Annotated in this window: 19 protein-coding genes and 2 tRNA genes; 6 read left to right on the top strand and 15 right to left on the bottom strand. The window is 47.4% G+C overall.

Annotated elements, in window-relative coordinates:
* The first annotated feature begins 298 nt into the window (after positions 1–298).
* The 4 genes from VXK30_RS08380 (at position 299) to VXK30_RS08365 (ending at position 3,357) form a co-directional block, all read left to right on the top strand.
* Positions 299–1,741, top strand: a complete 1,443-nt coding sequence (locus VXK30_RS08380; RefSeq protein WP_275715637.1) for a cell adhesion protein — start codon at positions 299–301, stop codon at positions 1,739–1,741.
* Complete coding sequence (locus tag VXK30_RS08375) at positions 1,738–3,078, top strand: ABC transporter permease (RefSeq protein ID WP_275715635.1); 1,341 nt, start codon at positions 1,738–1,740, stop codon at positions 3,076–3,078. Before VXK30_RS08380 ends, VXK30_RS08375 begins: the two co-directional genes overlap by 4 nt.
* 123 nt (positions 3,079–3,201) lie before the next feature.
* Positions 3,202–3,278, top strand: a tRNA-Asp gene (locus VXK30_RS08370).
* A 3-nt stretch (positions 3,279–3,281) separates the two neighbouring features.
* Positions 3,282–3,357, top strand: a tRNA-Thr gene (locus tag VXK30_RS08365).
* Between the two features lie 101 nt (positions 3,358–3,458).
* Here VXK30_RS08365 and VXK30_RS08360 read toward each other — a convergent pair.
* The 14 genes from VXK30_RS08360 to VXK30_RS08295 all read right to left on the bottom strand — a co-directional run bounded on the left by VXK30_RS08360 (position 3,459) and on the right by VXK30_RS08295 (position 15,537).
* Positions 3,459–5,111: a recombinase family protein gene (locus tag VXK30_RS08360; RefSeq protein ID WP_275715633.1), complete on the bottom strand. Its 1,653-nt coding sequence runs from the start codon at positions 5,109–5,111 to the stop codon at positions 3,459–3,461.
* Between the two features lie 82 nt (positions 5,112–5,193).
* Positions 5,194–5,487 carry a hypothetical protein gene (locus VXK30_RS08355; protein ID WP_275715631.1) on the bottom strand — a complete coding sequence of 98 codons (294 nt, stop codon included), beginning with the start codon at positions 5,485–5,487 and terminating at the stop codon, positions 5,194–5,196.
* 23 nt (positions 5,488–5,510) lie between these two features.
* Complete coding sequence (locus VXK30_RS08350; RefSeq protein ID WP_275715629.1) at positions 5,511–6,530, bottom strand: relaxase/mobilization nuclease domain-containing protein; 1,020 nt, start codon at positions 6,528–6,530, stop codon at positions 5,511–5,513.
* Positions 6,530–6,841: a plasmid mobilization protein gene (locus VXK30_RS08345; protein WP_275715626.1), complete on the bottom strand. Its 312-nt coding sequence runs from the start codon at positions 6,839–6,841 to the stop codon at positions 6,530–6,532. Before VXK30_RS08345 ends, VXK30_RS08350 begins: the two co-directional genes overlap by 1 nt.
* A complete protein-coding gene (locus VXK30_RS08340) occupies positions 6,822–8,012 on the bottom strand; it encodes an AAA family ATPase (protein ID WP_275715624.1) in 1,191 nt (396 codons plus the stop codon). Before VXK30_RS08340 ends, VXK30_RS08345 begins: the two co-directional genes overlap by 20 nt.
* 191 nt (positions 8,013–8,203) lie before the next feature.
* A complete protein-coding gene (locus VXK30_RS08335; protein WP_275715622.1) occupies positions 8,204–9,040 on the bottom strand; it encodes a hypothetical protein in 837 nt (278 codons plus the stop codon).
* A gap of 245 nt (positions 9,041–9,285) precedes the next feature.
* A complete protein-coding gene (locus VXK30_RS08330; protein ID WP_275715620.1) occupies positions 9,286–9,933 on the bottom strand; it encodes a DUF6550 family protein in 648 nt (215 codons plus the stop codon).
* The gene (locus tag VXK30_RS08325) at positions 9,930–10,244 is read right to left on the bottom strand and encodes a hypothetical protein (protein ID WP_275715618.1); all 315 of its coding nucleotides are present in this window, start codon (positions 10,242–10,244) and stop codon (positions 9,930–9,932) included. The genes VXK30_RS08330 and VXK30_RS08325 overlap by 4 nt, the downstream gene beginning before the upstream one ends.
* A 218-nt stretch (positions 10,245–10,462) precedes the next feature.
* Positions 10,463–10,696 carry a hypothetical protein gene (locus tag VXK30_RS08320; RefSeq protein WP_329494512.1) on the bottom strand — a complete coding sequence of 78 codons (234 nt, stop codon included), beginning with the start codon at positions 10,694–10,696 and terminating at the stop codon, positions 10,463–10,465.
* On the bottom strand, positions 10,686–10,859 hold the full coding sequence (locus VXK30_RS08315; RefSeq protein WP_164918959.1) for a hypothetical protein: 174 nt from the start codon (positions 10,857–10,859) through the stop codon (positions 10,686–10,688). The genes VXK30_RS08320 and VXK30_RS08315 overlap by 11 nt, the downstream gene beginning before the upstream one ends.
* Entirely contained in the window at positions 10,860–12,158 is a 1,299-nt protein-coding gene (locus VXK30_RS08310; RefSeq protein ID WP_275715615.1) for a Ger(x)C family spore germination protein, read from the bottom strand. It abuts the gene before it with no gap.
* Positions 12,151–13,248 carry a GerAB/ArcD/ProY family transporter gene (locus VXK30_RS08305; RefSeq protein ID WP_275715613.1) on the bottom strand — a complete coding sequence of 366 codons (1,098 nt, stop codon included), beginning with the start codon at positions 13,246–13,248 and terminating at the stop codon, positions 12,151–12,153. The genes VXK30_RS08310 and VXK30_RS08305 overlap by 8 nt, the downstream gene beginning before the upstream one ends.
* On the bottom strand, positions 13,245–15,038 hold the full coding sequence (locus tag VXK30_RS08300) for a spore germination protein (protein WP_275715612.1): 1,794 nt from the start codon (positions 15,036–15,038) through the stop codon (positions 13,245–13,247). Before VXK30_RS08300 ends, VXK30_RS08305 begins: the two co-directional genes overlap by 4 nt.
* A 331-nt stretch (positions 15,039–15,369) precedes the next feature.
* A complete protein-coding gene (locus VXK30_RS08295) occupies positions 15,370–15,537 on the bottom strand; it encodes a hypothetical protein (protein WP_275715610.1) in 168 nt (55 codons plus the stop codon).
* 342 nt (positions 15,538–15,879) lie between these two features.
* Between VXK30_RS08295 and VXK30_RS08290 the strand changes: the two genes are divergently transcribed.
* Positions 15,880–16,221 carry a FlxA-like family protein gene (locus VXK30_RS08290; protein WP_275715608.1) on the top strand — a complete coding sequence of 114 codons (342 nt, stop codon included), beginning with the start codon at positions 15,880–15,882 and terminating at the stop codon, positions 16,219–16,221.
* Positions 16,222–16,366: 145 nt separating this feature from the next.
* The gene (locus VXK30_RS08285) at positions 16,367–16,744 is read left to right on the top strand and encodes a VOC family protein (protein WP_275715607.1); all 378 of its coding nucleotides are present in this window, start codon (positions 16,367–16,369) and stop codon (positions 16,742–16,744) included.
* 113 nt (positions 16,745–16,857) lie between these two features.
* On the opposite strand, the gene VXK30_RS08280 is transcribed toward VXK30_RS08285, so the two are convergent.
* Complete coding sequence (locus VXK30_RS08280) at positions 16,858–17,448, bottom strand: zinc dependent phospholipase C family protein (protein WP_275715963.1); 591 nt, start codon at positions 17,446–17,448, stop codon at positions 16,858–16,860.
* Between the last annotated feature and the right edge of the window lie 267 nt (positions 17,449–17,715).

The following is a 17,715-nucleotide window of genomic DNA, read 5'->3' as shown; positions in this document are numbered from 1 at the left end:
GATTGCGGCATTTTGTTTTGGCGGTCTTCCCGCTTCCGGGGCAACCTATGCGGAACCGGCACCGACAGTAAGCAGTGAAAAATTGACTGTCTCTAAAGGAAGTCCTTTTGAAGCTATTTTCTATTTTAATCACCCTTCAGAGCATTTTAATAAAATTACAATCACTGTCGAAAGCTCCAATGACTCCATATCACTGAAGAAAAAAACATTCACCTCTGACAATGATGAAATAAGGCGTGTCGATGAAGACTATGAAGGCAATGACGCCGATTATAGCCTTACCATTCCGGAATTATATATGAAACGGATTGGCGACGGAGCGGGTACTCTGAAATTCACAATTTATTACGATGACGATAAATCAAAAACCTATTTAGCACAAAAGACCATTTTTGATCCTATCAGCACCAGCAGCGACACGGAGGATCAGGGAAAACTGGTTGTGCAGTCCTATCGGCTTGACCACACACCGGTCAAGGAGGGCGAAAAATTTAATCTGACCTTCACGCTGAAAAATACCGGCAGCGTCGTCTGCGAAAACATCATGGCCGTGCTGGACACCTCCACGGCGGAGGGAGTCAGCATCAACGGCGTCACGGACACACAGTACATCAACACGCTGGATACCGGCGCCACCGCCACCATTTCCTATCCAATGACTTGTCTCTCAAAAATGACAACCAACAACTACGTCGTAAGCCTGATTCTTTCCGCGGATGAGCTGGACAAATCCGTTACTTCAAAAGTCTTTATTCCCGTGACCGGTACCAAAACGGACAAGGATGAAACCACCAATGAGAGCAAGCCGCTGATTATCATAGAAAATTACGATTACGGCGGAAAAGCGGTGATGGGCGGCAAAGAATTCAATCTTGCCATGCGGTTTAAAAATACCAGCGCCAACACGCAGATTGAAAACCTGAAAATCACCGTCTCTTCCGTGGCCGGGGACGACGACAAATCCGTGGCGGGCGCGTTCACCCCCGCAAAATCCTCCAATACCTTTTATATTCCCAAGGTCGGCCCAAACGCGGTCTTTGCCGAACAGATCGCCCTGATCCCCAAAGCCGACGCCACCCCGAATTCCTACGGCGTTTCCATCGCCTTCAATTATGAGGCCGTTCTGGACGGCAAGCGGGAGGTCATTGAGGCAACAGAGACCATCGCCATCCCGCTGACGCAGTCCGACCGCTTCGAAGCAAATGAAGCGGAGCTGCAGGGGCCGATTTTTCTGGGCGACTCCGGCCAGTTGAATATCAATTACGTAAATAAGGGAAAAAGCAAAATATTCAATCTTTCCGTCAAGCTGGACGGGAACTTTACCACGGGCGAGTCAAACACCTATATCGGCAATGTAGACTCCGGAGTCGGCGACACCTTTCAGGCCACACTGAATCCCGCCGCCGAGGGAACCCTGACCGGCACGGCGACCTTCAGCTACGAGGACGCAAACGGAGAAATCAAAAATCTGCTCAAGGAATTTTCCTGCGAGGTAGTGCCCGCAATGGATCCGGGCGAAGGAATCGATTCCGAGTCCGCCGTCCCGGCAACCGCGGGCGCCTCTTCCCCGCCGCTCTGGGGAATTCTTTCGGTAATCGGAGGAGTAATAGCGGGAATCATCGTACTGGTCGTCATACTTAAGAAACGAAAAGCAAAGAAGCTGAAACGGCTGGAGGAAAGCGACGATTACGATGACCTTCCCATAGAAGCCAGTCAGTCTGCCAATGAGGAAAAGCCATGAAATGGAAAGACATGCTTTCAATGGCGCTCGGCAATCTGTTCAAACGCAAGGTCCGAACCCTTCTGACGGTGATGGGCGTTGTGATCGGGACCTGCGCCATCGTCGTCATGATGTCGTTTGGCATCGGAATTAAGCAGTCCATGGAAACCATGATGCAGAACATGGGCGACCTGACGGTCATCACGATCAAGAATGACTCCCAGACTCCGGATTCGGCGGCGCTGGACGACAAAGCACTGGAAAATGTAAAAGCCATGAAGGATGTCGTGGCCGTCACTCCCGTCTTTTACCTTGACCCTTCCGCTGTCACCATTAAAAGCCGGAAATACAGCTATCAGGGAATGATTTACGGCGTTTCGATGAGCGCTCTGAAAGAATTCGGGTATCAGGCGGAAGCCGGAACGCTCCCGGCGGAAGGAGCCCCGGAAACGACCATTCTGTTTGGCAAAGACGCGGAATACGATTTTATCGACAGCCGGAAATCCAGCAACAACATGATTTTTCCCCAGGCAGATAAAAACGGAAAGATGCCCGACCCTTATGTTTCCGCCCTCACCGACAAATTCCAGGCCGAGATCAGCCTGCCGGAGGACTCCACCGCGAAAGCCAAGCCGGTCAAGCTTCAATGCGTCGGTACTCTAATGGAAGACTGGGGAAAGGACCCTTCCCCCAGCCATTCCGTTTTTATGGATGTCACCCTTGCGAAGCAGCTTCGGGATAAATACAACAAGCTGAACAATATCAAAAAGGACCCCAACAAAAAAGACGGATACGACAGTGCAAGCGTAAAGGTCGCTTCCGTTGAGGCTGTCCCGGCCGCGGAGAAGGCAATACAGGATATGGGATTCTCCACCTACAGCATGGAAAGCGTCCGAAAACCGCTTGAGGAGCAGATGAGAACCATTCAGATGATTCTGGGCGGCCTTGGCGCGATCTCGCTTTTGGTGGCGGCTCTGGGGATTACAAACACCATGATTATGTCCATCTACGAAAGAACCCGTGAAATCGGGATCATGAAGGTGCTCGGCTGTGTCGTTCGGAATATCCGCACCATGTTTCTGGTTGAAGCCGGAGCCATCGGGTTTATGGGCGGCGCCATCGGGATTGCGCAGAGTTACGCGATCTCTTTTCTGATCAACACCCTGTACGCCGCGCAGAGCGCGGGCGGCGGAGACGCAATGGGAACCGGAGGCGCCGCCGTTCAGATTTCCATCATTCCGGTCTGGCTGGCGCTGGGCGCACTTGTCTTCTCCACCATGGTCGGCCTGGTTTCCGGTTTTCATCCTGCGAACCGGGCCGTCAAAATCAGCGCGCTGACCGCAATCAAGCAGGAATAGCGGGAACTCTCCCCGATTTTCCGGGGAAGGTTTGTCAAATAAAAAATTATTATTTTTTTGTCGTTTATCTGTTGACAAGTAACGGCCTTTTCAGTATAATGATATTCGTTGTCCACGGTAAATGGCTCGGTAGTTCAGCTGGTTAGAACGCTAGCCTGTCACGCTAGAGGTCGTCGGTTCGATCCCGATCCGAGTCGCCATTTGCTGCTATGGCTCAGTTGGCAGAGCACATCCTTGGTAAGGATGAGGTCATGCGTTCGAATCGCATTAGCAGCTCCATAAAACCCCGCTAAAACTTCTGTTAGCGTTCACAGGGACATGTTTTGAACCAGTCTTGTATGTAGAGGCGGACGGCGAAAGTCGTCCGCCTCATGCGCTTTCTATGCAATGTATTCTTGTTCCATATTTTCTTCGACCGGCTCCACGCTGTCCATAACACCAACGTCGCGGTAGATGATGCGGATGCTCTGTTCGGCGGTGCGGGAGTATTTCTCACCGCGTTCGCCGACCTCAATCCGGCTGATGAACAACCTCAGAATTTCCGGCGTGAGCTCTTGGATTTCTGTGTACCGCTTAGCTTTCTCAATAAATGCGTCCACGTTGGCGGCGGAAGCCTTGAGCTTCTCCAGTCGGGATTCTTTCTCGGGGATGGCTGCCGAGAGTTCCTTTTGCTCGGCGTTGTAGTCGCCGGAGAGGATGCGGAACTGCTCGTTGGTGACGCGCCCCAACACGTTATCCTCATAAAGCCTCTTGAAAAGCGCCGTCAGATCAGCGTTCCTGCGACGCATGGAATCCAGCTCCTTCTGCACGGTATTGATCTCCCGGCGAAGCTCTACGCTGTTTTTCTGGTTGATGTACTCGGCAAACAGCCTTTCCTTCTGTCTCGCGAAGTGAGTAACCCTGCGTAGGTCGTCAAGTATGATCCTCGTCAAGTCCTGCTCACGGATATAGTGAGCCGAGCAGACCTCCTTGCCCTTCTTTTTGTAGGTGTAGCACATAAAATTGTTCTGAGTCGCCTTCATCGTGTGCGCCCTGTGGAGCACCAACGGCTTCCCGCAGTCAGCGCAATACACCAGTCCCGAGAACATATTCGGCTCTTCCATCTGCTTTGGCGTCCGTTTCTTATGCTTGCGGACCTCCTGCACGATGTCCCACAGCTCCTGGGTGATCAGCGGCTCATGGGTATTCTCCACCAGAATCTGCTCCGATTCCGGGTGCCGAATGAGCTTCTTGTTCTTGTAGGACAACGTCGTGGAGCGCAGGCCCGCCATGTGCCCGAGGTAGGTTTTGTTGTCAAGGATTCCGGTAACCGAGCTGCCGCACCAGCTGTATGGTCTGGTTGTATCCAATTCTGCGTGAGAGACTCCTGTTTTCCTGTAGCTATAATTGCTCGGCGTGAGCACCTGCTCCTTTGTCAGCAGCCTTGCGATCTGGTTCGGGCCTTTTCCTTCGGCGCAGAGGGCGAAGATGCGCTTCACAACTCCCGCTGCTTCCTCGTCTGGTACGATTCCCTTGCGGACTGTTTCATCCCTTTTGTAGCCGTAGGGCGGTTTGCCGCCGAGAAGCTCGCCGCGTTCAGCCTGAGCCCGTTTCACAATGCGCACCTTTTTGCTGGAGTCCTTGGCGTAGAGCTCGTTGAAATAATTGCGCATCGGAGTAAAATCATTGGTTTCCGAGTAAAGCGAATCGACGCCGTCGTTGACCGCAATAAAGCGGACGCCCTGTTGAGGAAAGTAGATTTCCGTGTAATAACCTACCTGCAGATATTCGCGTCCCAGCCTCGAAAGGTCTTTTACAATGAGGGTTTCGACCTCGCTGCTTTCGATCAACTTCATTATTTCACTCCACGCCGGACGGTTGAAATTGGTGCCCGAGTAACCGTCGTCGTACAGGAATTTTACGTTGACGAAGCCGTTTTCCTGTGCATATTTTTCAAGGAGCATTCTCTGGTTCTGAATGCTGTTGGAGTCGCCCTTGAGTTCGTCCTCCTGGCTGAGCCTGCCATAAAGTATGTTGTATTTTGGGTTTGCCATCTTTTATTAAACCTCCTTCTTTTGAGGCAAACCGGTACGGTAACCACATCATACCGCACCGGCTTCCGCAAGTCTATTGAATTCAGGCACTGTGCGTTTCTTTTTCAAGCTCGGTGTCGATTAGGGCAAGCAACTTGTCCGTGGGTGTGTGCTCAGTGACTGCCGGGAACACCGAACAGACGCGATACTGCCTGCCCTCGATGCACATGGATCGGTTGGTTGTGGTCTGTGTTTTGCCAAAAAAGACGGTGGCATCCTCAAAGCAGGGAGCGTATTTCCCGTTTTCTTCTTCCTCATGCATGACCTCGGCGGTTTCGTAAGCCCCGAGGATTCCTGTCTTCAGGTAGTGCTGTGAGATCATTTTTTCTCTGTCCATAGGTATCCTTTCTCCCTTACGGGTTACATTGTCAGGTTCATATCCTGCTCCTGCTCGCTCTGGAGCTTGTGCCCCTGCGATAGCTTTTTGAGGGCTTCACGCTGACGCTGCTTGCTGTCGGTAAAGACGGAAGGCTGGAGCGGAGGCGGTACATCCCCAATATTCTCAATGCTTTTGCCCAGCCGGACGGCATCGGAAAGAACATTTTCAGCCGTATACATCTGCGACAGCCAGCCCTCGGGCGGCTCCGGGGTCTGAGGTGTAAAACCATGCACCGTGCGGTATTCAAACAGTTTTTCAAGGTTTTCCTTGAGATAGGTGTCGTCATGCAGGCTCCGGTCACGGCACTTGCAGCCATCCGGCGTGACAAACAGAATGTATTTGTGCGTATCGTCCCAGCGCACCTCATAGCCCTCGTACTCCATATTTGTGATGAAATCCATACGGGTGCGGGAGTATTCCAGAGCCTCATCGATGGCTTTCATCAGACGGAACTTCCAGCTCTCGCCTCGCTCGGCGGCGCGGTACTCGCCGGGTGTCAGACGCTTTTTTCTTTTCTGCCCGGTGTAGGGTTCCAGTACGGAGAAGCCATGCGCCATGCAGATCTGGTCGTTGACCTGCCGCTGCTCCTCGATGGAGGTGGGCGACAGGTGCAGCTTCTTCCCGTCTTTGAAGCTAACCGAGTTGACTATGATATGCGAGTGGATGTTGTCGGTATCGGAGTGGGTGGCGATGACGCACTCGTAATTTGGGAACAGCTTTTCGGCAAGCTCGCGGGCAATCTCATTTGCCTGCCATGGCGTGATCTTCTCCTTATCCGAGAAAGAATGAACGAAATGAAAGAAGCAAACGTCAGATGTTTTTTTGAACATCTGCTTCGTCGCCATCATCTCAAGGTAGCTGGTGTAGGGAGTGCAGTTGACGCCGCTTTCCACTCTGTCGCCATCAAAGCGGACTTTCTTATCCCGAAGCACATAGGCAAGCGCACCAAGCATCCGTCCGCAGGACTGCTTTTTCACTTTTACTCGGGTAAAGGTCGCCATCACTTCACCTCCAGAATTTTTTTGAGCGCCGAGAATATATCGCCGTAGGCATCGGTGAGGCGGTCAATCTGTTCCGGATAGACCCTGCCCATGTGAGCGAGGGTGGTCAGCTGATTCAGGTTTCTCCCCTGGGCTTTCAACTCCGGCACCAGCGATTCCAATCCATCAACGACAGTAATCTCTTTGTTCAGCGCAGAGGCCGTGAGGTAATCGGTAATGGTCAGTTTGGCTCGTTTGGCGTTGATTTTTATCTTATTCAGGTCAGCGGAACTGACTCGGAACGCATAGGTTTTATCCTTCTGTTTTTTCATATCGTACTCCTTTCGTCACTGGGGTGTGGGGCAGCGCCCCGCTTAAAGTGGCCGGCGTATAGCCGGACGCTTTGCTTGCCTCTCCCAAGGGGAGAGCTTCCGCATCCAAGGCCCCGCATACAGGGTCGACAGGGACGATATTCGGGGTATCCGGGGTATCGGCACTATCGTCACCATCGGCACGGTGAAGCTCGATGAGACGTTTGCCGTTACTGCGCCGGATGTCGAAGGTGATTCCCGCGTTCATGAGCGCATCAGCATTCTGAAGAATACGCTGGGATATTTTCTTCGGCGATATCTTCTCGCCGCTCTGACTGAACAGCTTATCTGCCAACTCAGTCGGAGTGCCGATGAAGCGAGGAGCGGATTTCATAAATGCAGAGAGAAGAGAAATAATGGCGTCGCCCAAAAGCTCCGGCTGCTCACGGCTGCCCGACACCATCTCCCAGACGTTATCCTCGTTGCGCTCAAGACAGATTTCTCTGTACTCGATATCCCTGCCGATGCAGGAGAGCTTTGCCTTGCCGCTGCCGCGCTTGTCCTCGATGAGCGTGAAGCTGGAATCCACAGCGCCTTGGACGCCCGTCGTACCTGAGATGCGATTGAACACATCGTCGGCGCCCTCCTTGCGAAGATGATGGATAAGCAGGATAGCGACGCCATGCTTGTCCGCCAGCTTTTTCAGAATCGACAGGTCACGGTAGTCGTTTGCGTAAGTGTTGTCGTAGCCCGTGCCTCTCACCATCTGCAGCGTGTCAATGATGATGAGAACGGTATCGGGATGCTCGCCGATAAAGGTTTCGATGCGTTCCTCCAGACCACCGCCGATGATGAAGGCGTCGGTGCAGAAGTGAACGATGGGTGGTGCGTCCTCCATGATTCCAAACAGCCGGTTCTGAATACGGAGCCTGCTGTCCTCAAGACAGAGATAGAGCGTCGTGCCCTGCCGTGTCTGCATACCCCAGACCAGCTCGCCCTTCGCCACCGTGACCGACAGCCATAGCGCCAGCCACGACTTGCCGACCTTTGGAGAACCCACGAGGACATGAAGCCCCTGCGAGATGAGCGAGTCCACCACGAAGATAAGCGGTTGGAGCGGCGTGCTCATCAGCGTCGCGCCGTCGATGGTGTCAAAGCACAGCTTCCCTTTCTTTTTGGTTTCGTTGTTCAAGTTGTTTTCCTCCTGTTCGTATTTATTTTGGAAAACGCGCAACAGAAAAAGCACCCGCCTTTCGACGGATGCTCATCGTTTATTGTGTTTTCCTCTTACCTCCTTACGACATAAGGAAAACAAATTGTTCCTTCGGATAAAAAATATTTTCAAAAAAATATGCCTGCCGAACACATCGACAGGCACATCATTCATTGATCGCTGTTTTCAAATATCTCTTTCAGCTTTTGCAGCCGTTTGGTGACGGCGCTGTGCGTTTTGTAGCCGAGCGTATCGGCAATCTCCTGCTGGGTCTTGCCGCTCATCCTCATTCTAAGAAGCGTTCTGTCGTCATCAGAGATGCTGTCCCAAAAGGTTTTGCCGGTCAGGTGAGTGATGACTTCATCCTCTACGTTTACAGAGGTGTCCGCAACCTGCACCGGAGAGCTTTCTCCCTCGCCGTTTACGGTATCCTCCATCTCGTTAAACGAGACGGTTTCGGTTTTTGAGCGAGTATGATTCCATTTACGGTCAAAATCCTTGGAGCGGTAGTTGTCGAATTTATCGTGATTGAAGTCCTCGTATGCGGCGTTATCCTGAACGACCTGCGCGAGTTCCTCGTAGTTCATGACCTGCATTGCCGTTTTCACAGCATTATTCAAAAAGTCGTCGGCGTGTTGTTCCACGTCAGGGTCTTGAAAAAAGTGATCCAGAATTTCGGCAGCCACTTCAGGCTTTTCATTAAGGAGCTTCATCACGCCGCCGGCGACGAGGCTTTCCATGTTATTACACATAGCAATCAGCGGATTGTCCTTTCCGTAATATGACGAGTCGGACTTCAAGCCCATCTCACGCGATAGCGGCTCCCATTTCTCGTCCATCAGACCTTTTATGTATTCAAGAGCTTCAACGCTTTCGGCGTCCATCGTTTCATAATCGACGTCTACATATGTCGCCGCTGAGAAATCATTTTCCTTAAAGTACGCGCGCAACTCATCGAGCGTTGGAATATGGTCAAGGTCAAGCAGCGTCCTTTTCTTCTTTTTCACGGAGTCACCTCGCTTTTGACAGCTTTTGATGAAATTATATCATGGAGGCGCAAGCGGCGTAAAGAACAGGGTTCATAGTTCGTCGGCATCGTACCAAATCCATCGAAGCCGAACAGATAGAATGTAGCTAACAGCTTCAAAACCTTACGAATACGAACAGCAGAAAGAAACAGCGCACTCGGTCAGTCGGGGCTGAGTGCGCTATTTCAGTGTCTTACAGGTTCGTTGGAAGTGTTGTGTTCGGCTTATATGGCGGCGGGGTGCTGTCCTTTGTGGGTGTTGGCATCATCTCGATGTATATGACATCGCCGGTCCGTTCCGGCTGTTCTGCGGGCGGAGGGGTTGTTTCTCTCGGCGTCGAGGATTCTCCGCCGCCCATGACGCACGACCTGCTTATTGATGTCGCCCTTGCCATCGCCAGTCGTACCGCCCATCTGCCCTACCTTGTTGCCGGTGAGCTCGTCGCCCGGGTTTCCGACAGTTGTGCCGCCGCCCTCACTGCTGTGGTCCTCTATCCAGCCAAAGCCGTCGATGTAAGTCTGCTTCTCGCTGTTTACGACGCGAACATCTCCCATGTGCGGCTCAGAGGATGATGGAGACAGCTTATGAGTTTGTGTTTGCTGTGTTGGCGCAGGCTTTTGTATTTCTTTTTCTGCCGTTATATCAGTTTTCTGCGGTTCACTTTCTGCGACAGCCTCCTGTTCAGGAGCAGGAATATCGGCAGAGAGAAAAATCTGTGGTGTTTCTTCTGCCCGCGCCTCAATTTCGGCGATTACGGCGGGTTTTATTGGCTCAATGGGTAAATCCCCGACTTCGAAGCTCCAAGGCCACACAGCGGTACATAGCGCGACACAGGTGATAATGGCTACTACGAGGATAATTTTCTTCTTCATTTGACTGCCTCCTTTGAAAATACAAGACGGGCGTCCGGTTCAGCTCTTTGGCTGCACTCCGAACACCCGTCGTAATTTTGTATTTGATTTGCAATCTGCCACGCCAGCCAGAATCCGCAAATGAAGCTGTCCAGCGAAACGTCCGAACAGATCAGATCTTTGTCATCCATGATCCGTAGAACCAGTTTGCGATTTCGGCTGCTCAGCCGCTGTCGCAATAATTGATGGTTTTCTGTGATTCTCGCTTCCTGCGGGGTGAATTCTGGCAATCGGTAGAAATGGTCGTACAGCGTTTTCAGGATGTTGTCCATGCGTACCGCCTCCCTTCAGCGACACAGCATAGCACAGAATCATTCGTAAAGCTACTTTATTATTCTAAATCCTGAATATTCATCTTTTCAATCTGATTCTCCGTTTCAGCCTTTCCGACAGGCAAAGTGTATCACCAACAGGATAGCGGTGTGGATGTTGCTCAATAACAGCGTTGAAGCTAAGGTCGAGCTTATTGTAGAAGAATAAGAGAGAGACGTTACCCCTTGTGTGAACAGCGTCTCTCTCTTGACAGACTTGAAACAGGGATGCCCAGCATATAAGTATCGACGTCGGGGACGGACGGTACTGTAATAACGGTGGTTTTTCCATCAGACATGAGTCCATTGCCCGCGTCGACGTCCACGCCTACCCTGCCGCTTTTTTTATCAACGGTGACCGGCAGAGTAGAATCCGAACCGTTTCCTGCGTTAACATCCGCGTTATAACTCATATTGCCCAAAGAAAATCAAAAAAAGTGGAAGCGCAAAAGCCGCAAGGCCAATAATTGCCGAACCTATTGCCGCAAGCCGATTCTTTTTTACCCAGTTATATTTAGCGAAACTTAACAGATAAATCAATTCGGCAAACAGAAGCACAACTATAATATACTTCATCTAATTCACTCCTATCGGATCTTTTATAGGGTAGCTTTTTATTTGCGTTCCAGTCCTACGGATAGCAAAGTTGACATCGACAATCACTTCAGCTTCTTTAAAATGTCTGTTCCAATCATAGCTTTCAAATGCATCAATGGTTAAAAAGTTTTTCGCGGCATAGTCACCAAAATGAAAAACATCAGTATTTAAACCCTGGCATTTTTTTATAAGCATTGTGATTCCTTCTTCTACGCTTTTCTTAAAGGTCTCTTCCAATAGTGACTGAAGTTCTGGTTGTTCGTAATTTATCATGCTCTGTACGGCAAGTAAATCCGCATCCAGTTGAACCTTGAGCCGAATAACAGGCTTTTTATCTTTAATATCTATATCAATTTGGGGCTTTTTAGAGACTCTAACATCCAAAGGTATAATCAGTTCGGGTTTTTGGGGGTCTTGCATTGTAAAGGAGCCTTGCTTGAACTCGCCTCGTATCATGAGCAAAAACCGGGTCTCATCCCCGTTCAGTTCACCCACCATCTTATCGCCGTTAAATAATGCAGTACCCCATACCTCAATTTTATTTTGGCCGGTTCGCGGAAGCTGGCCTGCAAAATAGTCTCCTCCTGTTTTAAATTTTGTCCCCCAAGGTTCACCGTTCTCAGCAAAACTTTTTGAATCATTTACCGAGGCCATAGCTGCAATGGCCTGACCGTAGGGAGACTTGAGGCCTTCATAGAAGTTCTCAAGTGTAGTGTGTGGGAAAAAACCGATATTTTCACTTGCATGTGTAAGCACTTGAAAACTTTTTGATATAGTCGTCCCAATCACAGGCTTATTCTCCTTTAAAAAATCTATAGCTTTCCCCTTCACAACAAATACATGGGCGCTTCTGCGTATCTCACGGAATCTGCTTAAGGGCGCTATATATTCCCCGATCAGCCCTTCTCTAGCCAGCTCTTCAGAAAACACAATAATCTGCGTGTGTGTGAAATTAAGCTTTCTTGGCAAGGAAGCATTTAACATGTCGATGCCTGTAAAGAACGAGGGCGCGTCAATAGAAGCATAACTGTGCCCACTCTGCTCATCTCCGCCGCTGCCGGATTGTGACTGCCCGCCGCCGCCACTGCCGGATTGTGTCTGTCCTCCGCCTTCTTTCATGGTGGGAAACTGTATCGTTAATCGCCATTTGTCGGATATCCCCTTATCTACTCCTATGGTAACAACATACAGCATATCGTCCATTTCGTGAGCATCATAGCAAGCTGTTAAACTTAGCAGAAAAGTGCCTAAAATCAATAGGATGATTACCTTACGCATTCAAATTGCCTCCTTTTTTCCTGATCAATGCTGCAATCAAGGCTATCAAGGGCAATACAAATAGCGGCAATGAACCAAAATTTCTTATCAGCACAACGTACCCCAAAATTATGGATATGATATCCTTGTGCATTAAAGCGGTTGCATAAAGGATAGTACAACTGCCGATTATGATTGGCTTTTTGTCCTGTATTCTAAATGTTTTACAGAATATCCATATGAACGAATAGAAAACCAAGGATGCCGATATAAAACTGCCGATAATCCATACATACAAAAATAATGGCTCAACTCTCTGCATAAACCTTCCATAATCAATAAGTGTTGACATCGCATACATAGGCGCGGTTATTTCTTGGGCTACGTAATACGGAAAAGTCAATGAATAAGAAAGACCCGATACAGAAATAATCGCAGCAGACAGCAAAATACCGGTTATGCCCTCTTTTTTTATAAACTTAACACCCTGAAAGGATTTAGCAAATATCGCGAGTATAATCACTTCACCGTAAACAGAACTTCTTACAATACCTTGAAAAGCAATTTTATCTAATCCATATCCAAGGATGGGGAACAAGTTATTAATATTATAATTCTGTATACCCAGAAGCAGTACGACTAAAAAACCGGCTAACAAGGCATATATTAAAAGCTTTGAAAGCCTTGCAATACTCTCTAAGCCCAACAAAGAAAGAGTAAAAATGCAAGTAATAAAAATACCGATAATGAGCCAGTTGGGACTTAGAGGAATAACGTAAACCTTAAGAAATTCCGATAATTCATTTACTCTGGTAACAGAAATAAAAAGCATGTATATTCCTAATATCCCCGAAAAGATAAATCCAACAACTCGTCCTAAGGCTGTATCAAATATTTCCACGATGTCTTTGCCCGGGAAACGCTTCAATAGTAAATAAATAAAGCAGAAACCTACAAGAGCAACCGCAGCTGAAATTAAAGTAGTATACCAACCTGTGTTGCCTATAAGCCCTGCAATTATTGCCGGGCTTGAGAAAAAAACTTTAGAAGTTATTGTTACCGTGATAAGGCATACGGCTTCCTGAACACCGAATTTTCCCTCTTTAATCATTTGCCGTTACCTCTGTTAGCTTGCTGTATCCAGCCCCGCACTGTGCCGCTCGTTCTTTTCCTGTTGTTTGTATTAAGAAAGTCCGGTCTTTCTTTGAGCGTCCAAGGAGGTGCCATGATACCAATATCATGATTTGCTTTCGTTTTAGGTGCAACAGGGCTGAAGTATGGCACACCAAAGGATTTCATGGAGCAGGCAAGACCGCCAAAAATGAAAATACCCGCCGCAATACCGTAAAAGCCCGCAATCGCACCAAAGAAAAAAAATATAAACCTCGTTATCCTGACCCCAAATGCTATGCTATAATTAGGAATTGCAAAGCTGCACAATCCGGTAATTGAGACAACCATAATTAATATAGGGCTCACAATACCTGCGGCAACAGCCGCTGAACCCAGGATAATAGCGCCGATAATGCCTAAGGTTTGGCCAATAGCCCCAGGTAACCGTACACCTGCTTCCCGCATAAGCTCGAAGAATAACTCCATGACCAGAAGTTCCAATATTGAAGGGATGGGGATATTTTCTCTTGCCCTCGAAAGTGAAAATAGAAGTTCGGTGGGAATCATCTCCTGATGATATAAAGTAAGGGCAACGAAAAGCCCGGGTAAAAATGTTGCCAAAAAGGCGGCAACCATCCTAATAAGCCTCAAAAATGTACCAAATTGCCAACGAAGAATTGTATCCTCAGAGGTGTGGAAAAAACGAAAAAATGTTATCGGGGCTATACTTGCATAAGGTGAGCCATCACAGATAATGGCGACCTTTCCATCTATTAAAAAGGATGCCGTTTTATCGGGTCGCTCGGTGCTTAGTATTTGAGGGAACAGAGAAAAAGGGTGATCCTCAATCAGTTGGTCTAATCCACCATCCCCCGCTATAAAATCAATATTGATGCTGCCAATCCTTCTTTTTACTTCCTGCACAATTTTGGGATTGGTGATACCCTTAATATGCATAATCGCACAGGTTGTATTTTCTGCCTTCCCCATAGGCATCATCTCGGTAACAAGGTCTTTATTTTTAATGATTTTACGTACTAATGTCAAATTTGTGCGCAGATTCTCAGTAAATGCCTCTTGGGGCCCCTTGATTACCGATTCGTCTAACGGCGTGGAAACACTTCTTTTTTCATATCCGCGGCTTTCGATGAGAACACATTCTTGATTACCTTCAACAAAAAGTGCGGTAAGGCCGTTTAGTATCTGCTTGATAATTTCCTCATAATCTGTCTGCCTAATAACCTGGTTAATTGCAAGAAGATTATCTGTGATATAATCAACACTTATTTTCGTGTTTTTGTTGTTTTTTTGCTCTGCCATCAACTGACGCAGAATATAATCGTTTATGGTGTTCTTATCGACCATACCGTCAATATACACAATAAAGGCATTACTTTTCTGCACTACTTTAAATTCCCTGATGACAATATCTTGATTGGTAGGGAAATGAAATTCCTGCTTCATTTTTTGTAAGTTTTTCTTCAGATCTTTAGACACATTATTGTAACTGTCTTGATTTTGCTCTGCTTTTGCGTCGTTTGTTGCTTTTGGAGCTTCTTCCTGCTTCTTATGCTTCATTACTCTTTTGAGCGTCTGCATTATATTTTTCGACGGCTGATGAAGGATGTTCTCCTCATTTTCATTGAAGTTTTGTGCGGCCGTTTCTGATGTTTCAGGCGCTTCGCCGTTTACCATATCCTCTTGCTCATCCTCAAGCAATTCAAACCGTTCATTATTTTTTGGTTCTTTGTATATAACAATATTTTTTATGACCGAAATAACACTCATCTACCCACCACCTTGGAGTCTTTTTGTTATTATTATCCCTTAAAATGATTAATTTACACTTTATAGAAAAGGAAAACATAGTAATCAAAAGCAAAACCATGCAACTTTTGCGGCTGGTAAAATTGTAGTTCAGACTACAAATAACGAAAACCGGGTAGCTGAAGCAAACGATACTGCTCCTGAAGCCATAGAATATGCATATCTCTCAAACAGCAATATAATAACGATGGTTGGCTAAAAATTTTCTGTTTAAATCAAGGCCAGCTTGAAGATGATGATCGTACAGGGTTTGACTTGCAATATTGGGAAATAGGCAAAGCTTCTTTACTTTTCACCGTTCGCAGCCTCGTGCTTTGCTTTTCTTCTTGCCAATCTGATCAGCAGCGAGTTGTTTTTCTTCGGCAATTAGCTTTATGTTCTCTTTCATATGTTCACTGCGCACCTTGATCCCAGCAACACACTTGAGATCGTCACGGTATTTCTTGAGCTGGTTTGTCAACTTAGCGACCGTATGCTCTCAAATTCAACCTGTGCAGAGCCTCGTGAATAAAATTTACAACAAAAAAGCAGACATCTGCTCACATAATCGTGAATAAATGTCTACTTTCTTGTTGCCTCGTACCGGTTACCCCTCGGTTCAGTAGTTGTACCTGTGGGTGATAACACTTGGTTTTAGCGGGGTTTTTGTATTATCTGTAACTTTGTAAAGCCCTCCCCTCTGCCTGATACCATCGAAACATAAACCAAACTTAAATTTCATAAAAAGCATTCATTTCCATGTGAAGGTACCGATATCATTCATAAGAGGAAAATTTATCAATATAAAGGACAGTGATTCATTATGAGCATTTCGGCGGTTTCAGGCATCAGCAGCTACACCGCGACATCGGGTACCGGCAATCAAAGCGAAATCAGCAAATTAAGAGCGCAGGAAAAACAACTGCAGCAGGAGCTTACCGAATTGGATACCGATTCCTCCGGGCAGGATTCCGATCAGATTCAGGAGCAGAAGGCTCTGCTTCAACAGCAGATTTCCCAGATTCAGCAGCAAATTCAGCAGCTGCAAAATGAAGCGAATAAAAAGGCACAGGAAACGCAAATGACTGATACCGCACAAGCGGGCAACCGGATCGGAGATTCTGTCACTTCTCTAAGCGATCATCTGCTTGATATTACCGTATAAATCAACGTAAGCCCTCCCGCTATGATCGGGAGGGCTAAATTTTTATTGACTTTATTGTTTGCTGCATGTAATATTAAAACGATACAAAATTTGTGTGATGTGTGACAATCAGCAAGGAATTTGACGAAATATGGAGGATGAAAAAATGATAAAAAATGTTCCAACAGGCCTCGCTCACGTGGCAATTCCCGCCGGTGACTTTACCACTACAGTAGAATTCTATAAAAACTTTGGTTTTGTACCGGTTGTGATGCATGAATTTTCCTGTATTTTGGAAAACGGAAGCTGCCGTTTGGAAATTTACCGCCGCCGTGTAGATGAGAAGCCTGCCGGCGCGATTGATCATATCGCCTTAGCAAGTGAAAATATCGACGCGGCATATGAGGAAATCGTTGCAATGGGATGTAAGATCGTCAGTAACGGAATCGAATCAAACGAAATGTTTGCTCCCAGAAGCAATCGCTTTTTTCTGTTCTTAGGGCCTAACAATGAGCGGATTGAATTCGCTCAGGTTTCAGATTAAATCCAGACGATTGAAGCCGCAAACAAAAACCCGTCCAAACTTACGTTTGACGGGTTTTTGTGCTTTTCAGCATCTGATTTTATTAATTAAGTATTCAGTGAAAGTACAATAATCTACGCTGTCTTTCTCATGTTCAGCTCCTGCTGCAATACCTGATTGTACTGCGAAAGAATGGCAAGACTGACGGAAAGCACCAGTACCGCACACGCCTGGATGGCACAGAACAGTTCCGTACCAAAATCGTATTCCCTTGCCGGTCTCTTTTCAATCAGGCCTCGCATCCTGCTATTGATTTCCGCTACACTCTCCGGAACGGCCGCATTTGCTACATAATCCATCTCGCGAAAAGCGGAATAATTTTCCCTCATAAATTGCAGCAATTCGTTCTCATACCGGACATGCTCTCTGATGCTGCCGCTGAATTGAGAGCTGTGTGCGCAACAGAAGAAATCCGCGTAGTAGTGACACAAAATGCCAAGTTTTTTGGACGCCTTTGCGCTGATGATCTGATAATCGTTCCTGCAAAGCTTTTCCGTCTTTCTGCGCACCATTTTATTGCAGTATCTCATTTTGTGAGGACGTAGAAAAGAAATTCCATGGTCGGGGCATGTATTGCCCGTTAAAAAACGCGATTTATTTAAAACAATGCCGTATTTCTCGTTCAGGTACTCATACACAATGGTTCCAATTAAAATATGATTCATGCTGTTCAAATCCATTGTCCTCCTGCCGTCTGTTGTATAAACCTTACTCAATATAACATACATGTTTTTATTTTTAATATTTTAAACGTATAACCATAACTTTCTATCGCCGGGAGCATAGAACTAAAAATGCCAAGCCCCCCTTCCTCACCAAACGGATTGTTTTTTATTATATCACCATAAAAAAGCAATTACAATGGAAAGGCGGTTATACAAAGTCCAAAAGCTGCAAAGTATTCAGGAAAGCCGATAGGTAACAAATGGTTG

It is taken from the genome of Caproiciproducens sp. CPB-2 (assembly GCF_036287215.1).
Lineage (GTDB): Bacteria > Bacillota > Clostridia > Oscillospirales > Acutalibacteraceae > Caproiciproducens.
This window is presented reverse-complemented; position numbering and strand designations above follow the sequence as displayed.